Source organism: Coleofasciculus sp. F4-SAH-05, assembly GCF_040222985.1.
Lineage (GTDB): Bacteria > Cyanobacteriota > Cyanobacteriia > Cyanobacteriales > Coleofasciculaceae > Coleofasciculus > Coleofasciculus chthonoplastes.
Window position 1 is genome coordinate 1 of the sequence record NZ_JAVKBY010000024.1, and the last position, 17,336, is coordinate 17,336.

15 protein-coding genes and 1 pseudogene are annotated in these 17,336 nt (G+C 46.0%); 8 read left to right on the top strand and 8 right to left on the bottom strand.

The genetic code is table 11. The annotated features are described in order from the left end of the window. The first annotated feature begins 433 nt into the window (after window positions 1-433). Window positions 434-2,359 (top strand): AAA-like domain-containing protein, encoded by a 1,926-nt coding sequence (locus RIG27_RS02710; RefSeq protein ID WP_446342187.1) that lies wholly within the window; start codon window positions 434-436, stop codon window positions 2,357-2,359. A gap of 192 nt (window positions 2,360-2,551) precedes the next feature. Beyond that, a complete protein-coding gene (locus RIG27_RS02715; RefSeq protein WP_446342189.1) occupies window positions 2,552-2,938 on the top strand; it encodes a 6-pyruvoyl trahydropterin synthase family protein in 387 nt (128 codons plus the stop codon). A gap of 243 nt (window positions 2,939-3,181) precedes the next feature. Here the strand turns inward: RIG27_RS02715 and RIG27_RS02720 are convergent, their stop codons facing one another. From RIG27_RS02720 to RIG27_RS02730, 3 genes are all read right to left on the bottom strand, one after another. After that, window positions 3,182-4,414, bottom strand: coding sequence for a DUF4336 domain-containing protein (locus tag RIG27_RS02720; RefSeq protein WP_446342191.1), 1,233 nt, complete (start codon window positions 4,412-4,414; stop codon window positions 3,182-3,184). Window positions 4,415-4,648: 234 nt separating this feature from the next. Next, complete coding sequence (locus RIG27_RS02725; protein ID WP_446342193.1) at window positions 4,649-5,503, bottom strand: Uma2 family endonuclease; 855 nt, start codon at window positions 5,501-5,503, stop codon at window positions 4,649-4,651. Between the two features lie 389 nt (window positions 5,504-5,892). Next, window positions 5,893-6,483 carry a DUF6940 family protein gene (locus RIG27_RS02730; RefSeq protein ID WP_446342195.1) on the bottom strand — a complete coding sequence of 197 codons (591 nt, stop codon included), beginning with the start codon at window positions 6,481-6,483 and terminating at the stop codon, window positions 5,893-5,895. A gap of 356 nt (window positions 6,484-6,839) precedes the next feature. Here RIG27_RS02730 and ligA point away from each other — a divergent pair, with 356 nt between their 5' ends. The 4 genes from ligA (at window position 6,840) to RIG27_RS02750 (ending at window position 12,182) form a co-directional block, all read left to right on the top strand. Continuing rightward, the gene (gene ligA, locus RIG27_RS02735) at window positions 6,840-8,891 is read left to right on the top strand and encodes an NAD-dependent DNA ligase LigA (RefSeq protein WP_446342197.1); all 2,052 of its coding nucleotides are present in this window, start codon (window positions 6,840-6,842) and stop codon (window positions 8,889-8,891) included. 361 nt (window positions 8,892-9,252) lie between these two features. Next, complete coding sequence (gene groL, locus RIG27_RS02740; RefSeq protein ID WP_446342199.1) at window positions 9,253-10,926, top strand: chaperonin GroEL; 1,674 nt, start codon at window positions 9,253-9,255, stop codon at window positions 10,924-10,926. 174 nt (window positions 10,927-11,100) lie between these two features. After that, window positions 11,101-11,715, top strand: coding sequence for a hypothetical protein (locus RIG27_RS02745; protein WP_446342201.1), 615 nt, complete (start codon window positions 11,101-11,103; stop codon window positions 11,713-11,715). 47 nt (window positions 11,716-11,762) lie between these two features. Then, a complete protein-coding gene (locus tag RIG27_RS02750; protein WP_446342203.1) occupies window positions 11,763-12,182 on the top strand; it encodes an MAPEG family protein in 420 nt (139 codons plus the stop codon). Window positions 12,183-12,244: 62 nt separating this feature from the next. Here the strand turns inward: RIG27_RS02750 and RIG27_RS02755 are convergent, their stop codons facing one another. The 5 genes and pseudogenes from RIG27_RS02755 to RIG27_RS02775 form a co-directional block, all read right to left on the bottom strand. Further along, window positions 12,245-12,895 carry a Uma2 family endonuclease gene (locus tag RIG27_RS02755; protein WP_446342205.1) on the bottom strand — a complete coding sequence of 217 codons (651 nt, stop codon included), beginning with the start codon at window positions 12,893-12,895 and terminating at the stop codon, window positions 12,245-12,247. 52 nt (window positions 12,896-12,947) lie between these two features. Further along, window positions 12,948-13,151, bottom strand: coding sequence for an MOSC domain-containing protein (locus tag RIG27_RS02760; protein ID WP_446342207.1), 204 nt, complete (start codon window positions 13,149-13,151; stop codon window positions 12,948-12,950). Further along, window positions 13,112-13,417, bottom strand: a complete 306-nt coding sequence (locus tag RIG27_RS02765) for an MOSC domain-containing protein (RefSeq protein ID WP_446342209.1) — start codon at window positions 13,415-13,417, stop codon at window positions 13,112-13,114. The genes RIG27_RS02760 and RIG27_RS02765 overlap by 40 nt, the downstream gene beginning before the upstream one ends. Before the next feature lie 8 nt (window positions 13,418-13,425). Then, window positions 13,426-14,711: pseudogene (locus RIG27_RS02770) on the bottom strand (RNA-guided endonuclease InsQ/TnpB family protein). A gap of 135 nt (window positions 14,712-14,846) precedes the next feature. Continuing rightward, the gene (locus RIG27_RS02775) at window positions 14,847-14,993 is read right to left on the bottom strand and encodes an MOSC N-terminal beta barrel domain-containing protein (RefSeq protein WP_446342211.1); all 147 of its coding nucleotides are present in this window, start codon (window positions 14,991-14,993) and stop codon (window positions 14,847-14,849) included. Window positions 14,994-15,341: 348 nt separating this feature from the next. Between RIG27_RS02775 and RIG27_RS02780 the strand changes: the two genes are divergently transcribed. After that, the gene (locus tag RIG27_RS02780) at window positions 15,342-16,043 is read left to right on the top strand and encodes a Mo-dependent nitrogenase C-terminal domain-containing protein (protein ID WP_446342212.1); all 702 of its coding nucleotides are present in this window, start codon (window positions 15,342-15,344) and stop codon (window positions 16,041-16,043) included. A 159-nt stretch (window positions 16,044-16,202) separates the two neighbouring features. Then, a complete protein-coding gene (gene obgE, locus RIG27_RS02785; protein ID WP_446342214.1) occupies window positions 16,203-17,228 on the top strand; it encodes a GTPase ObgE in 1,026 nt (341 codons plus the stop codon). Window positions 17,229-17,336 lie beyond the last annotated feature (108 nt).

The following is a 17,336-nucleotide window of genomic DNA, read 5'->3' on the forward strand; positions in this document are numbered from 1 at the left end:
ATGCTTACTCGCATAATTGAAGAATTCAAAAAAGTCAAGGATTTTCGCAACAAGCGAGGCAAACGGCACGAATTATGGGTGGTTTGCATTAAGGAATCGCCGAAACCTTTGATAGAGCGTAGGTTGGGTTTCGACTTCGCAAGGGCCCACCCGACTTCGCAAGGGCCCACCAGCACACCAGTCAGTGGCATTCCAGTTAGCGCCGTACCACTCATTTGCGTAAATTCTCTTAATATTACACCGGTAAGACAGAAACGCCATACAATTATGCTTTAATGGTCGAAAAATCAATAACTTAATCGACGAATTATTCAACCGTGGTATTCAGGAAAGTCAGGACTTTCACTGAACAGAAGTATCATATTATTCAAAAAATTCAAAAAATTCAGTTTTATGCTAGCGTGGTCATTAGAGCCACAAATTGGAATGCCAGATGGCAGATGCAGAGGTCATAAAGCTGGTTGAATTAGCCGAGTATTGGATTGCCCAGAAAACAGGAAACGTACTGAACGACGCCCAAAAGACTATCCTGAGTCAAGCCTTAGCGGGCAAAAAACTCAAAACCATTCAAGTCATGGGCTATAGCCAGAATACCGTCCAGCGAGATTTAGCGCCGAAGTTATGGAAGCTGTTGTCTGAAGTTACCGGAAAACGAGTCACCATCAAACGTTTACGACTAATTCTGGAAGGATTACCCAACGCCACTATCAACAACGCCGATACTCTCACCCCCTCACCCCCTCCAAGTACAACGACATTTCCTTCCCCCATCTGGGAACTACCCGGCGGTCAACTGGATTTAGCCTCCCCCTGCTATGTCCAACGCCCTGCTGATGAATCTCGCGCCTATGAAGAAGTTAGTAAACCAGGGAGTTTGATTCGGATTAAAGCGCCGCGACAAATGGGTAAAACCTCCCTCATGGTGCGATTACTGTATCACGCTGAACGACAAGGCTGTCAGTCAGTGGCATTAAACTTTGAGTTAGCAGAACGGGAAGTTTTTGCGGATTTAAATCAATTTCTACAATGGTTTTGTGCTACCGTTACCGATGACTTACACCTACCCATCCAGTTAGAAAACCGTTGGAGTAAATTTCTGGGCAGTAAAAAAAACTGTACCAATTACTTTGAAAAATATCTCTTACCCACCCTGAGAAGTCCCCTAGCCTTAGGACTCGATGCCGTTGACCGAATTTTCCCTCACGAACATGTCGCCGATGACTTTTTCGGCTTACTCCGGGCTTGGCATGAAAAGGCAAAACAACATGAAATTTGGAAGAATTTTCGCCTGATTATTGTCCATGGGACAGAAGTTTATATTCCCCTAAGTAACGACCAATCCCCCTTTAATGTCGGATTACCGATTGAATTATCCGAATTTGACGCCCATCAGGTACAAGACTTAGCCCTGCGCTATGGTTTAGACTTCACCTGGAATGATATCAAACAACTGATGGCAATGGTGGGAGGACATCCCCATCTCATCCGATTAGCCTTGTATAAAATTGCCCGTCAGGATATTACCTTAAACCAACTCCTAGAAGACGCCCCGACTGAAACCGGAATCTATGCAGATCATTTGCGCTTACATCGCTGGAATTTAGAGAAACATCCCGACTTAGCCGACGCCCTCACCCAAATCCTGGAAGCCGATCGCCTGGTGCAACTAAAAGGTGCGATCGCGTTTAAACTGAATAGTATGGGATTGGTCTATCTGGTGGGAAATCAGGTGAGTATTCGCAATGATTTATATCGCCAGTATTTTCGCGAACGCCTACATCCAGAAAAACCCAAAAGCCAAGACACCAAAGAGTACCGAGGCAGAATTATTCCCCATTCTCTAGGAGATAATGTCCTAGCTGCTATTGTCTTTACCGATATCAAAGACTCCACCCAAAAACAGCATGAAAACCAACAACCCACCCTAGCCGCCATTCATCGTGACCTAAAACTAATGACCAAATTATGCCATCAATTTGAAGGAGAAGTTCTCAAATCTATGGGTGATGGGTTACTCATGTACTTTGTCTCCGCCGTCAAAGCCGTTGATTGTTCCCAAACTATTCAAAAAACCCTCTCCCTCGCCGCCCGAGGATTACCCAATGAGGACGTCTTACAACATCGTATTGGCATTCACTTAGCCGATGTCTTTTTCAACGGCACCGATGTCCAAGGCGATGGGGTCAATATTGCCGCCCGGTTACAATCTCAAGCGAAACCCGGTGGAATTTGTATTTCCTGGATTGTGTATGAAGCGGTTAAAAATCACTTACAATTACACATCACCGATAGTGAACATCGCCTCTTAAGAGGAATTGACGAACCTATGTTATTATATCAAATAAGCGTTGGGAGATAGAATAGTTTTGAGTATTGACCCTTCACGACCTGCCAATAAACCTGTTTTTTATTGGTGTGTAGGGGCGGGTTTCACAACCATCCTTTCTGACCCTACCCCGATGTAACTAAACCCGCACCGACTCAATTGTGACTAAAATAATTGCCAAACATAAGACAAATAACATAAGACGAATGACCAACGGTAAAAAATATGTCTAAATGGAAACTGGTAACCGAATTTACATTTGATAGCGCCCATTACATCAAAGACTACGATGGACCCTGTGGTCGAATGCATGGACATACCTATAAAGTGCGATTAGAAGCAACATCCTCAACCCTGCACGCCTCCGAACACTGTCCCCACCCAAGTATGGTTGCTGATTTTAAAACCTTGCGCTGGGCAAAAAAAGATGTTACCAAAGGCGGGTTAGATCACGGCATTTTGAATGACATATTACCGGATAATTACGAAACCACCGCTGAAATGATTGCTCAATACATTTATGACGAAACAAAAAAGCGTATTCCTGAAGGCGTACAACTCAAAGTTGCTGTCTCAGAAACGCCGAATAGCTGGGTAGAATATGAGGAATAAATTATCAGGAATAAATGATAACGAATGTTTTTAGTCCATTTAGACGGGGGCGAGTCGAGATAGGTTAATTCTGAATACCGCTGCATTTGCCCAGCGACTCGCCCCTACAATTTCGATAATTACGACAATTCTGACAATTCTGGTAATTCCGATAATTGTGATAATTACGATAAATTATTATCGAAAAATCAGCATCTGTAGGGGCGACCCGCTGCATTAAATAACAGAACCGACTTATCTATACTATCGGGTCGCCCTGCTTCCAGAAACGGGTGGTAAAATCCCCCGCCGCTTTAACGTTGCTTCGATTTGCCGTAAGAGTTCAAAATCATTATCGGGCAACGGATAATTGTCTGGATTCCCGCTATTTTCACTCCCCTTTAAATCCGGTTCCAAGAACCCAAACGCTTGGCGAAACTGATCCGGATTTGCCGCAATTGAACCCTCTAAATGACAGGGAATAATCCGTTCAAACTCCCAACTGGCGACCTTTTCCACCCAGTTCAACGTTTGTTTCGGTGCGCGATTCAAAATCAAGGTTTGCAGAATTGGCGCAACAAAGGGACGTCCATTTCCCCGCAAAGCGTCAAAGGATTTCTGCCAACCGGGTTTCCATTTGAAGGGAAATAAACCGAAATAGGCTTGCTTTGACCAATCCGGTGCCTTTCTCGCTTCCCGTAACGTCTGAGTGAAGGGTATTGTGTCCAAGGCGCTGGGGCGGAAGTAAAATGCAAACAGTGAGATGCGTTGCCATCCCTTGCGGCGAGTCATCGGATTATCGATAACGATATCCAAGGCATGATCTCTGGCATGGAATAATAACGGATAGGGATCAAGTTGCGCGATCGCAGGCGGATCTTCGGGTACACTAACTACAGTATCCGTCACCAGAAGCGTCCGCGATCGCTTGTGCCAAAATCCCACTTCAGCAAAGAGTCCCAACCCCAAATTAACCGGACCCAATACAGCATAATCAAATTCATCAGCAAAAGGCGTTTGACGGCTATCCGCAGGTAACAGATGAGTCCGTTTCCTGGGAAACCCCAACCAACTCAGGGGCAAATTCACCGGAAAACTCCACTGGTGCGGCGCAACAAACACCTGGGCGTTCGGAAACTTGCGGGCAAAGGGACCCACAAACACTTTATGCTCAATCCCCGAAACCGTGGGCAGAATGATATATTTAACCTCACCATGCTCTCCCACCAATTCCTGAACCAGCCGGATACATTCCGGGGTAGGTGCAACAGGCGCATAAATCAACAGCCCCCCAGCATCCAGCTTAATCACCGTCATCCGAATCGGGACCACCACATAGAGAATCCCCTGAATCTGGTCAAACGTCCAAATCCTATCCTTAACCACTTCCAAACGGATAGTGCGTCGTTTACCATAAGGATACAAGGGTACAGGAAACCAAAGCGACCATGACCAGTCTTGAGAGTGGATGCTCGGATGACCCTGGTGTTCCTGCATCTGCGGTTCATTCCTCCTGTATTTTCTGAAGACTCAACCTGTTGGGCGGGAAATTTCCCCTATTATTCTACAACTGGAAGCGCCCCCACCAAAACTCTGTACGTCACGACAGCAAAAAAGTTTTATCGTAATTTCCCGTCTGATGCGGTATCGGGAAGGGCGCAAGGATGGTGCCCCTACAGTTCCTTAATCTATCAATTTAGGTGTGCCACGCCACGACATCTCTTAACTAATCTATTCTGAATCCGGGTCAATGCCCATGGCTCTTAATCGTTCTGCCAATCTTGCTGCTTTTTGCTCGGCTTGTTCGGCGCGTTGGCGTTCTTGTTCAGCACGTTGGTGTTCTTGTTCAGCACGTTGGCGTTCTTGTTCAGCACGTTGACGTTCTTGTTCAGCACGTTGACGTTCTAATTGGGCGCGTTCTTCACCAATTAACAAAAGATTGCCTTCACTATCCCACCAACGCAGCCAATGTTGAGTTTGATTTTGATAAGTCCCGTGCCAAAGTCCTAGTTCTACTCCTAAGGGCGTAATCGGATAGTGACCCCGTTCATTCGGTTGGAGTTTTTGATAAGAAAAATTTAGCCAATTATAAACCTCAAGTTTGCTAGTTTTGACTTCAAAAATGCCATAGTAGGGAATGCGAATAATCCGTTCATACACCCAGAATTTACCGGGTTTAGTGGTTTCTCCTTCAGCGGAAACCGATAAGGGTGTAGCATCTCGTTCCTCGTCTCCATTGCCACTGGCAAATTCTAAGGCAATCATTGGTGCCATCAATTCCCGCCAGAGAACATAAGAACGGCGGATTTCACCATTCAGTAATGGGGGAACATTGGGAACATAGAACCAATCGGGAGCTTCTGCACCTTTTTCTGGGGGTTCGGTTTCGCGCCAGTAGATACCGCAGTCTTGTCCAATAGCGTAATCACCATCAGGATGAAGTTGCTGCAAAACTGAACCAATGGAATCGGTCAAAATGATACTTTGAGGATGTTCTTGGAAATTTTTCACAAAGGTGCCATCAGATTCAGGTAGTTGAGTATGGTCAGGAAAGGCAGGGGGTAAATCAATTTTAGTTTGAGTCATGTCTTAATCACAGGTAATAGAGAATATAGTCAATTTCAGGGTTAGTTTAGCACTTATATTTGAATAGTGTGACCCAATGTTTGGGCTTAATCAGAGTAGTCAGGTAAGCAAGGATTATCAATCATCATAAAAGACACCTTGTCGGGGCGACCCGCCGCACCAAATTAACACCGCCCACCGATTAATTTTATCGGGTCGCCCTGCATCAGATATCGGTAATTATTTCAGTTTAGACTAAACGCAAGACTATTAAAGGGCGACCCGAGTTTATTAAGTGGATTGGTGTTGTTAATTGATATAAGCGAATCGCCCCTACACAATCACTCTTAGGTTCTTATCTGTTAGGTGACAGATACTTTTGGTCTTCATGTCTTATGTCAGGGTAAAGTTTAAATAACTTTGTATGGCTGATAGGTGTAGTATTTCGGGCGTGAATCTAGCCGGATATGCAACCAATACACCCCTAACCCTGAAGTGCTTACCCAGGTAGGACGCGGATTCAGCCGTTGCTCTAACGCTGACCCCACATTTTGCCACAAGGCGTGCTGCTGATGTTCGGGTGCTTCACGCATAAAAGCCGCCAAATGGCAGTATGGAGACGTAGAGGCTTGGGGACAAGGCACAACCAGCAACGCATCCTTTCCCAGATTGGGAAATGTAATAATGGACTTGTTTTCTCCGGCGGCGGAAAAATGGCGAGCAAAATCACTGGGATCAGCTTGTATATTTACCAGGGATGGACTATTGACGAGAACAAACTCGAATACCTGGTTTACTGTGGCGTCGGTGATAGGCGGAGTTTCCCAGAAAAAGGCGGAAAATGGAGCATCGGCGAGTAGGGAGATGAAGAATGTCCGAAAATCAGGGTTATCCTGCCATAGCTGGATGATTTCTGAGTAAAGGATTGGGTTATTATTAGACAGAAGAGAAATCTTCTGAATCCGACCATTGTTGAGTGATTCGATGGATGATTGCCACATTGAGAGTTCCGGTATTCTGTTTGATGATTAGATAAGTTGCTTATTTACCAAGTATAACGGCTAATTTTTATTGGAAATTAAGTTAAATAAATGGATGAGTTTTGAATGCTGATTAGTGCAGGAAAACGTCCAAGCTTATGTAGTTTTTCAACGCAGAGGGGCGCAGAGGTTCGCGCAGAGGTTCGCAGAGGGATTGGCTCTATGGGGGAGAACATTTTATAGAATTAAAGCACTACGCACTAAGGTTAGGATATATAAGAAAAATTCAAATCACTCAATCCCTTGTAAGGTAAGCTTTTTTGTTCACTATTGCAAGAGAGTCTGGCGCGTAGCGCTATACAAAGGACGAATGACTAATGACCAATGACGAAAGAAAAATGACCAATGTCAAGCAGCGGGTTCAAGAACTGCGAAATCTTCTACAACAAGCGAGTTATGCTTACTATGTCCGCGACAATCCTATTATGGAGGATGCTGTCTATGACCAACTCTATCGGGAATTACAAGACTTAGAAACCCAGTATCCGGAGTTAATCACGCCGGATAGTCCGACTCAGCGCGTGGGCGAGAAACCTGCATCAGAATTTTCTTCGGTTCGCCATAATATCCCCCTCTATAGTTTAGAGAATGCGTTTAATTTAGAGGAGTTGGCGAAGTGGCAAGAACGATGGCAACGTTATGCACCGGATATTAAAGATGTTGAGTATGTCTGTGAACTAAAGATCGATGGTTCCGCGATCGCACTCACGTACAAAGACGGTATATTGGTGCGGGGAGTTACACGGGGCGATGGTGTCACGGGGGAAGATATTACTCAGAATGTTCGCACGATTCGTTCGATTCCTTTACGGTTAAATACGGAAACACCGCCGCCAATTGTAGAAGTGCGAGGCGAGGCGTTTTTGCCTTTGGATGTGTTTGAAGGGATTAATCGAGAACGGGAAGCCGCCGGGGAAGCGTTATTTGCCAATCCTCGGAATGCTGCAGCGGGTACTTTGCGGCAATTAGATCCAAAAATAGTCGATCGCAGACAGTTGGATTTCTTTGCCTATACGTTACATCTTCCCAGATCAGAGGAACGGGAAACGGTGCCAACACTCAATTCTCAATGGGAGGCGTTGGAATTCCTGCGTGATTTGGGATTCCAGGTGAATCCGCATCGGAAACGTTGCTCGTCTCTAGCAGAGGTGGAGGAGTATTATCAATATTGGGACAGTCAACGACGTGGTTTACCCTACATGACGGATGGGGTGGTGGTGAAGCTGAATTCGTTTTCTCTACAAGCACAATTAGGCTTTACCCAAAAATTTCCCCGATGGGCGATCGCACTCAAGTATCCGGCTGAAGAAGTCCCTACAGTGGTGCAAAATGTTACAGTTCAGGTGGGACGAACTGGCGCATTAACCCCAGTGGCGGAACTCAAACCCGTACAGCTAGCCGGGACAACTGTTTCACGGGCGACGTTACATAACCGCGATCGCATCGAGGAATTAAATCTTCATCTCGGTGATACCGTGATTGTTCGCAAAGCTGGGGAAATTATCCCTGAAGTCGTGCGGGTGCTTCGAGAATTGCGTCCACCGGAAGCTAAACCAGTACAAATGCCTACTGATTGTCCGGTGTGCCATCAACCCGTCGTGCGTCCCCCAGGGGAGGCGGTAACGCGCTGTATTAATATTTCTTGTCCCGCAATTGTCAAAGGTTCACTTAACCACTGGGCAAGTCGTGGTGCATTGGATATCAACGGGTTAGGAGAAAAGCTGGTGAATCAGCTAGTCGATTCCGGTTTAGTCCATTCCGTTGCTGACCTTTATCAACTTACTCTAGATCAATTAACCGATTTAGAACGGATGGGTGAAAAATCCGCCCAGAAATTAATCAACCAAATTGAACAATCCAAAATTCAACCTTGGTCACGAGTTCTCTATGGTTTAGGGATTCGCTATGTGGGTACTGTGAATGCTCAAATTTTAGCACAACAGTTTCCTAGTGTAGACCAATTAACAGCAGCCCGTGTTACGGATATTGAAAGCGTCTATGGAATTGGATCGGAAATTGCCCAATCGGTTTATGATTGGTTTCGAGTTCCCAGTAATCAGACCTTAATTAATCGACTGCGAGAAGCAAATTTGCAACTGGCGGGTGAACCCAAAGCAGCGTCGGCGGAAGTAACCTCTCAACCGTTGCAGGGAAAAACCTTTGTGATTACTGGGACATTACCCACACTGAAGCGAGATGAAGCCAAAAAAATAATTCAAAACGCTGGTGGGAAAGTGACCAGTTCTGTCAGTTCTAAAACCGACTATTTACTGATTGGTGAAGATGCCGGATCTAAATTAGAAAAAGCCCAAGAATTAGGGATTCAACAGATCAGCGAATCTGACCTTTTACAATGGTTGAAGGAATAGGTTATAACTCAATTATAGGGGCGGGTTTAGGGACAATTGTAGGGGCGGGTTTAGGGAATTAATTCAGCTATTCACCGATAAATGAACAACAAAACCCGCCCTCCCCACTCTAGAGAAAGGGCATCCAGTCGTTGAATAATTTCGTCAAGGGGTTTGGTTTCTGTCATAACGATTAAAGGCAACTCGACTCTCTCTATCCTAACGGGGACTGAGTTTCAGCGCTGACTCCACACCACCTCTTACCCTCCTACCTCCTGCTTCCTGCCTTCTACCGTAATAACCGAACCGTACCAGAATTAGCACTCACGTAACAAGAGTGCTAAATTTGCTAATGGAGTAACGAGTAAGTATTGGGAACCCTATGGCAAAAATCGTTTCGTTTAACGAAGAATCACGGCGAGCTTTAGAACGAGGAGTCAATGCTTTAGCAGATGCCGTCCGGATTACCCTTGGACCAAAAGGGCGGAATGTGCTGCTAGAGAAGTCCTTTGGCGCTCCCCAGATTGTTAACGATGGTATCACCGTCGCCCAAGAAATTGAACTGGAAGACCCCTTAGAAAATACAGGTGCGCGACTGATTCGAGAAGTCGCCTCCAAGACCAAAGAAATTGCGGGAGACGGTACCACAACCGCTACCGTCCTGGCACAGGAGATGGTTCGGCAAGGACTCAAAAACGTTGCAGCTGGTGCTAATCCGGTGGCTGTACGTCGAGGAATTGAGAAAACCATTAATCATCTGGTTAAAGAAATTGAGTCCATGGCTCAACCCGTCGTTGGCGATGCGATCGCACAAGTCGCCACTGTCTCAGCCGGGAACGACGAGGAAGTCGGGCAAATGATTGCCGAGGCGATGGACAAGGTAACCAAGGATGGAGTAATTACCGTAGAAGAGTCAAAATCGCTCTCCACTGAACTGGAAGTCGTGGAAGGGATGCAAATTGACCGGGGTTACCTATCCCCCTACTTTGTCACCGATCAGGAACGGATGACCGTGGAATTTGAAGATTCCTATATCCTGATTACTGATAAAAAAATTAATAACATCCAAGAATTAGTTTCCATCCTGGAAAAAGTTGCCCGTGCCAGCAAACCCCTACTGATTATTTCTGAAGATGTGGAAGGGGAAGCCTTAGCCACCTTGGTGGTAAACAAAGCGCGGGGAGTTCTCAACGTCGCCGCCGTCAAAGCGCCAGGATTTGGCGATCGCCGCAAGCAGATGCTGCAAGATATTGCGGTTCTGACTGGGGGTCAGCTAATTTCCGAAGAAATCGGTCTCAGCTTAGATAGCGCTTCTACTGAGATGCTGGGAACGGCGCGGAAAATCACCATCGACAAAGACTCAACCACCATTGTCGCCAGTGGTGACACCAAACCAGAAGTGGAGAAGCGCATTGCTCAAATTCGCAAACAGCTTGATGAAACCGATTCTGACTACGATAAAGAGAAACTGCAAGAGCGGATTGCTAAACTTGCTGGTGGTGTAGCGGTAATTAAAGTCGGTGCAGCCACAGAAACGGAACTCAAAGATCGCAAGCTGCGGATTGAAGATGCCCTGAATGCCACCAAAGCCGCGATCGATGAGGGGATTGTTCCTGGCGGTGCAACCACGCTGATTCGCTTAATTTCCAAAGTTGATGGCATCAAAGGTAGCCTGGATGCGGAAGAGCAAATCGGTGCGGATATTGTTGCCAAAACCTTAGAAGCCCCTCTGCGTCAGATGGCGGATAATGCTGGGGTTGAAGGTGCGGTGATTGTCGAGAAAGTACGAGAGAGCCAAGGCAATATCGGTTACAATGCCGCGACAGGTAAGCTGGAAGATTTAATTGCTGCTGGTATTCTCGATCCCGCTAAGGTTGTGCGTTCAGCACTTCAGAATGCCGGTTCCATTGCCGGGATGGTTCTAACCACCGAAGCCCTGGTTGTCGAGAAACCTGAGCCGAAATCCGCTGCGCCTGACATGGGCGGCATGGGCGGCATGGGCGGCATGGGCGGCATGGGTGGTATGGGTGGTATGGGCGGCATGGGGATGATGTAGTCCTCACCCATCTGCTATAGTTCATGACCGAAGCAGCTTGTCTAGTTGGACAGGCTGCTTTTTGTTATTTGTCATTTATCATTTGGTCTCCCCCTTTTTAAGCGGGACGGAAGGGGGATCTTAAAGGGGGCTAGGGGAGATCAGTCTTATCCAAGCAGTATTGGCGTTAATTCTATGTCTAAAATTGAAGCATCCACTCTTGAAGAAGCCAGAACCAATTGGTGTATCTACGCTCAACGGATAATAGAAAACTATCATCGCGATGCGATTAATCCAAATAATGTCGTCAATACTATCTATACCCGTTTGGACAAGTTTCTGGAAAGTAAGCCAACCGTGGAAAATGGCAAAATCTACACCAGCACGTATTTTCCTTCAGTGAATGAGGTTAACGCTGATTACGAACAGATTTGGTGCAAAGTCAATACAGCTCATCGCATTGATGCTGCTAATTTAGGGTTTCGCTCTCTAGGGGAACATCACTCTAACTCAAAAATGAACGAACTGGCGTTAAACTGGGCATACAATTATGTTGATGTTATTATCAAAAATGCCTATCAAGCTGCCGATATCACTATAGATTATCGGGAAAGCCAAAATTTAACCGGATTTACCTGGTCTAGTGCCGAACTTGTTTGGCAAAAGCTCAACGATAAATCCTATAGTTTAGAGACTCCTTATTTAAGGACAGGAAACTTATTGTTTGAGGCTTTAAGCTATAAACATTACTGCAAACTTTTATCTCCGAAAGGAGCGGTTGATTTTATCGAAGAAATCAGTAAAATGTAATCAGCAACAAAAAAAATATTTTCCCCAATCAGCCATTGGAGTTAACGATGATTGAACTGAAATCACTGATTTTTCCCGCTTTAGCCACCATTGCCACTCTTTTGGTTTACTTTGTTCTCACGATCAATGTGGGTCGAGCCAGAGCAAAATATAATATACCTGCACCTCAAATTTCAGGAGATGTCAATTTTGAGTGTGTGTTTCGCGTGCAACAAAATACGTCAGAACAATTGCTCCTCTTTTTACCCAGTTTATGGTTATTCTCTCTGTTTGTTAGTCCAATTTGGGGAGCGGGAATTGGTGCGGTTTGGGTGATTGGGCGAATTATTTATGCCTGGGGTTACTATACAGCGGCGGAAAAACGCGGTATTGGTTTTGGAATTAATTCTCTATCTCTTCTCGTCCTGCTAATCGGTGCTTTAGTGGGAATTATTAAATTGTTCATCAATACCCCTTTTGGAGTATAAGTAAGCTGTTCGGCATTTAAACCTTAATTTCAACCGAAATCACAGTTCCCACTTTTACCGCATTAAACACTAATAGTCCTTAACCACCAACGACTAACTGCGCCGTCATCTTCAGTTTTAGAACGTTTAAGAGCTTCTTCAACTAAATCAATCGCTAGTCCCGGCAAAACTTGAGATTCTCGAATCAATTCAGCGTTTGTTGCGGACAGAGAATAAGCGATTATCTTGCCAGCATTGACATTGACAACCCAATATTCTCGTACTCCTAGACGTTGATAGAGTTTTTGTTTGCGCTCTGTGTCATCTTCCAAAGATGAAGCGGCAATTTCAACCACTAGCGTTGGGGGATCAAGTTCATTCAAGTTAACGGGTGCATTAGTATGAGGCGGAAAAGTTATAGTTTTACCGATGTAGAAGGCAATATCTGGCTGGCATTCTCGCAATCTGGCTTTCCTGAAGCTGGTATTCGTTAGTTCTTTGATGGGAATATTTTTAATGGTGGCATACAAGACAATCACCGTAGAGAGAATGGAGTTGTCCTGACCGTGTGCCGAACCGAGTGGAGCCATTTCAATCCTCATGTAACCCTGATCATAATAAAACCTGCCACTGGCTAAGGTGGGATCATCAGCAAAGGTGAGAAAATCTTCCCAGATTACTTCAACCCAAGTATCGGTAGCAACAGTGGATATAACGGGCGGTGGATTGACCATATCTAGAACGTGCAGCTTCTGTGGCTCTCACCAGCTTAACGTACAAATGCCGTCAAATCCTTTCACCAAAACTCTCAATTTCCACCTTATTCCCTACCCGCAGTGTTCCCAACTGTTCTTGAATCACGTTTTGCCCAAAAAAGATTTTCCCATTCCGCAGCCGATAGTTTGCCAGTGTTGCTAAGGGTTCTTTACCTCGTATCCCCTGAGATTGATCTACTGTGGTAATCGTACATCGAGAACAAGGTTTAACCACGCGAAAAGAAATTGCACCGATAACCACTGACTGAACTCTTGATCCAATGGCATAGCTTGGCAGATATCATTCCAGATTTGCACCGGGAGGCGATGGTCACTTTCATAGTCTAGGGGAATGGATAAGCTGGGCTGGTTGGGTGCTTCTACGACTAACTCGTTCTCCCCCAACCGCACTTGAATCAACGCCATGCGAGGAAACTGACGCTGGGTGAGAAACTTACCCTTTTCATCCACGAGCATCCAGCGTCGGTCATAGTTTGACACTCACCCGGTTAAAACGCGGGTGATTCTTCCGTCACAGGGAGGCAGAGTTTTACATCTTCTCGGATGAAACCTTTACCCTCAGAAAGCTTAGATGGTGTGTGTCCCACGGCTTGCCTTTCGACTTCGCTCAAGGTTAACAGTCCTTTAATTTCTATAATGCGAGCGGATGCTACATCCCGATCGCATTCATACCCACAATACTGGCATTTGTGTACCCGTTGAGAGAGCTTTTTCTTACCTGTATCCTCTAAACAGTTGGGGCAAGTCTGACTTGTTCCGGCTGCGGGTACTTTCTGGAAGTACACACCCCGCTTAAAACAACATTGAGATAGGATATCTAGAAACTGACCCCACCCTGCATCTAGGCAGTGTTTAGCTAAAAAGCCTCGACCTAACGCTTTCAAGTTGAGTTGTTCGGCAAATATCATATCCGCCCAATCACAAAGGTTATGGGCTAACTCCCAATGGTAGTTTTTGCGGTGGCAAGCTATTCGCTCATGTAGTCGTGACACTTTGGCTTGTGCTTTGGCGCGATTGTTTGACCCTGGACGCTTTTTAGACACCTTCTTTTGCAGCGATTTAAGCTTGCCTTCTAGATGTTTAAATGGTCGTGGACCCTAGAAACGTTCGCCCATTAGACACGGCGGCAAAGTGCATTAAGCCGACATCTATTCCCAGTGATGTACCAGTCGGACTGATTTCAGGCGATGCCCTGAGCGAAGTCGAAGGGCACATCTACTTTCCATTGTAAGGTTAACTGTGCATACCAGCCGGATACCCGTCTTACGATTCGTGCTTGTTTAATAATTGCAGCATCGGGAATTGGACGGGATTGTATGAATTTAACCCGCCCAATTTTAGGGAATTTGACATATCTCCCTTGAATGGGATCTTTTCCCATTGATGGAAAAACAAATGACCGCATCCGACCCGCTTTCTTAAACCGTGGAAACCCTCGCCCATTCTCCCACATTCCCTCAAATGCCTTTTGCAAACGCTTAAGGGTTTGCTGTAGCACTTGTGAGTGTACCTGCTTAAGTGCAGGGATATTCTTTTTAGCCTGAGTGAGACTTTCGCACTGACTGGAATAGTTGGGTGCTGGTGCATCCGCTGGTATAATGTACTCGTATTTGATCGAACAAGCGTTTATTGGAGACTTACGGGAATTTGCCCAATCTTTCCGCTCACAAAGGGCATAGTTATAGACTCTACGACATTGTTCTAGCCACTCAGCAAAAGTGGCTACTTGAGCGGTAGTTGGTTTTAGCTTAAACTCGTAAATCAGATTAAACACTTGCTCGATCATACACAACGTTTGCTAATATTATACTACACTATTAATTGAGTAGAGTTAGAAAAAAAATACACTCGCAACTTTAGTTGCGCTTGCTGGACGCCTTGCGGCAATTGAGCTTGTCGAAATTCGGTTTCATCCCTCGGATAAATCACGAGGGAGCCTGCACCATCGCTTGTACTGTAAACCGCGATCGCTCACCTGAGCCGTAGAGAGTGCGATCCCACCTGCTGACTTAATCGGGTAGATATAGATTCCACTCAACTGAATAATAGAAGTCATGGGTTTATGCCGCCGATTTAACCGTAAAATATATCCCACAATTTTAGCTGTGTTACCAATCGTCTCAGCCTGATTGTGCCGATAGTAACCAGAACTTCTCTTCCGTAGTAGTTAAGATGAAGAGTGGAAACAGTTCCAACCCTGGTAGGGTAATGCCGTTGTCACTAAACCCCAGTCGTTTAGTCTCCTAGTTTACAGCCTGTTAAGCTGTAACGCATTTAATTTGATAAGGCAATCTAAGCTATCAAAGGGTTTCAGGAGCTAAATTATTGATTTAGCTGCATAGCAGCTTAGGACTCTGCCAAGGTTCGCTCTTACATCGTGTTCGTTGAGGTCATTTAGATAATTATGACGACTGTCACTCAATCTCCCTACACTGAAGACCAAATTTCAGCTTGGCTGCGCGGTTTGTGTACCGTGGCTTGGGCTGATGGTCACTTTGATCCCGAAGAAAAAGAGATTGTTTCTCAACTGACTCATGAACTCCTGGAGGTGGATAAAGATCCACAGTCGGTTGAACAAACTATTTCTGCCGAAGAACTGGCTGCGGCGTTAGGTCATAACAAGCATACCGCCGAGAACTTTATCAGAACAGCTGTCATGGTGGCGATGGCAGATGGTATCTACTCGGCGGCAGAAGACAATGTTCTGCAAGAGTTCTGCGAGGCGCTAGGACTGCAAATCGAGGCATTGAACTCCCTGCGGCACACTCTTTACGATGGTGAGGAAACGGATACACCAGATAGTGTCCACCAAGACGCCCAGCAACCGGGAACCTCTCCCCATCCCCATTCAGATATTCTGCATCCTTTACGCAAATGGCTGGACGGGATGGACATTCATGACCCACGAGTTGCCCGATTCGTCTGCAATATTATTCCTTCTCAATGTCCGTTTGAACGGGATGTCAACCTATTCGGTCGCAAAGTCGCCCACATTCCAGCAATGTGTAAGATCAATCCACTCTATGATCAGTTAGTCGGCTTGCGCTTCCGGGCATTATCCTATCTGGCAGATGAACGGGGCGAAGATGTCTCGAAATATTTTTAGTGTAGAGATGTGCCATGATTCGTCTGTAGGGGCGGGTTTCACTACTATCCTTTGAAATGGTGCGTTACGCTACGCTAACGCACCCTACACCCGCCCCGACTAGATTAAACGTAAGACGTCTTTGACAAATGACCAATGACGAATGACAAATGACAAATCATGCAATTTATTGATCAAGCAGAAATTGAAGTAGAAGCGGGAAAGGGCGGCGATGGGATTGTCGCCTTCCGACGGGAGAAATATGTGCCTGCGGGAGGACCTGCGGGTGGGAATGGGGGACGGGGTGGAGATGTGATTCTGGTGGCGGCTGAACACCTGCAAACCTTGCTGGATTTGAAATATGCCCATCGCTTCCAAGCCGACAATGGGGGACGTGGGGGACCGAATAATCGAACGGGTGCTAATGGGCGCGATCGCACGATTCAAGTTCCCTGCGGTACAGTTGTCTATGATGCAGATACCCAGGAAATTATCGGGGATTTAGTCCAACCGGGACAAACCTTTTGCGCGGCTAAGGGAGGTAAGGGAGGATTAGGGAACAAGCATTTTTTGAGCAATCGCAATCGCGCTCCTGATTATGCCTTACCCGGACTCCCTGGAGAGTATCGCCGCTTACGTTTGGAGTTAAAATTACTGGCAGAAGTGGGAATTATTGGTTTACCCAATGCTGGTAAGTCTACCCTGATTGCCGCCCTTTCTGCTGCACGCCCGAAAATTGCCGATTATCCGTTTACAACTTTAGTACCCAATTTAGGTGTGGTTCGCAAACCTACAGGTGATGGTACAGTGTTTGCCGACATTCCGGGATTAATTGAAGGGGCGCATCTGGGAACCGGGTTAGGGTATGACTTTCTTCGCCATATCGAACGCACACGCTTGTTATTGCACCTAATTGACGCTACGGCTGATGATCCGATTGGCGATTATCAAACCATTCAAGCCGAGTTACAGGCTTATGGACGGGGGTTGTCAGAACGTCCTCAAATTCTGGCATTGAATAAGATAGATGCTGTTGATTCAGAGACGGTAGAACTGCTGGCTACTGAACTTAATCACTTAACCCATGTACCCGTGTTCCAAATTTCAGCCGTGACTCAAAAAGGGTTAGAATCGTTGCTGCAAACCGTTTGGCAGTCTTTGGAGCAGTTGAAAGATGTAGAGGTGGAAACGGTTACCAAGGTTTGATAGTGGGCAGGGTGTGGGGTGTGGGGTGTGGGGTGTGGGGTGTGGGGTGTGGGGTGTGGGGTGTGGGGTGTGGGGTGTGGGGTGTGGGGTGTGGGGTGTGGGGTGTGG

Excerpts from the sequence above, each read along its gene's own strand:
- RIG27_RS02730 (WP_446342195.1), bottom strand. The coding sequence starts at position 6,483 with ATGTGGCAATCATCCATCGAATCACTCAACAATGGTCGGATTCAGAAG.
- RIG27_RS02715 (WP_446342189.1), top strand. The coding sequence starts at position 2,552 with ATGTCTAAATGGAAACTGGTAACCGAATTTACATTTGATAGCGCCCAT.
- RIG27_RS02710 (WP_446342187.1), top strand. The coding sequence starts at position 434 with ATGGCAGATGCAGAGGTCATAAAGCTGGTTGAATTAGCCGAGTATTGG.
- RIG27_RS02755 (WP_446342205.1), bottom strand. The coding sequence starts at position 12,895 with ATGGTCAATCCACCGCCCGTTATATCCACTGTTGCTACCGATACTTGG.
- ligA (WP_446342197.1), top strand. The coding sequence starts at position 6,840 with ATGACCAATGACGAAAGAAAAATGACCAATGTCAAGCAGCGGGTTCAA.
- RIG27_RS02780 (WP_446342212.1), top strand. The coding sequence starts at position 15,342 with ATGACGACTGTCACTCAATCTCCCTACACTGAAGACCAAATTTCAGCT.
- RIG27_RS02750 (WP_446342203.1), top strand. The coding sequence starts at position 11,763 with ATGATTGAACTGAAATCACTGATTTTTCCCGCTTTAGCCACCATTGCC.
- RIG27_RS02725 (WP_446342193.1), bottom strand. The coding sequence starts at position 5,503 with ATGACTCAAACTAAAATTGATTTACCCCCTGCCTTTCCTGACCATACT.
- obgE (WP_446342214.1), top strand. The coding sequence starts at position 16,203 with ATGCAATTTATTGATCAAGCAGAAATTGAAGTAGAAGCGGGAAAGGGC.
- RIG27_RS02745 (WP_446342201.1), top strand. The coding sequence starts at position 11,101 with ATGTCTAAAATTGAAGCATCCACTCTTGAAGAAGCCAGAACCAATTGG.
- RIG27_RS02720 (WP_446342191.1), bottom strand. The coding sequence starts at position 4,414 with ATGCAGGAACACCAGGGTCATCCGAGCATCCACTCTCAAGACTGGTCA.
- RIG27_RS02775 (WP_446342211.1), bottom strand. The coding sequence starts at position 14,993 with ATGACTTCTATTATTCAGTTGAGTGGAATCTATATCTACCCGATTAAG.
- groL (WP_446342199.1), top strand. The coding sequence starts at position 9,253 with ATGGCAAAAATCGTTTCGTTTAACGAAGAATCACGGCGAGCTTTAGAA.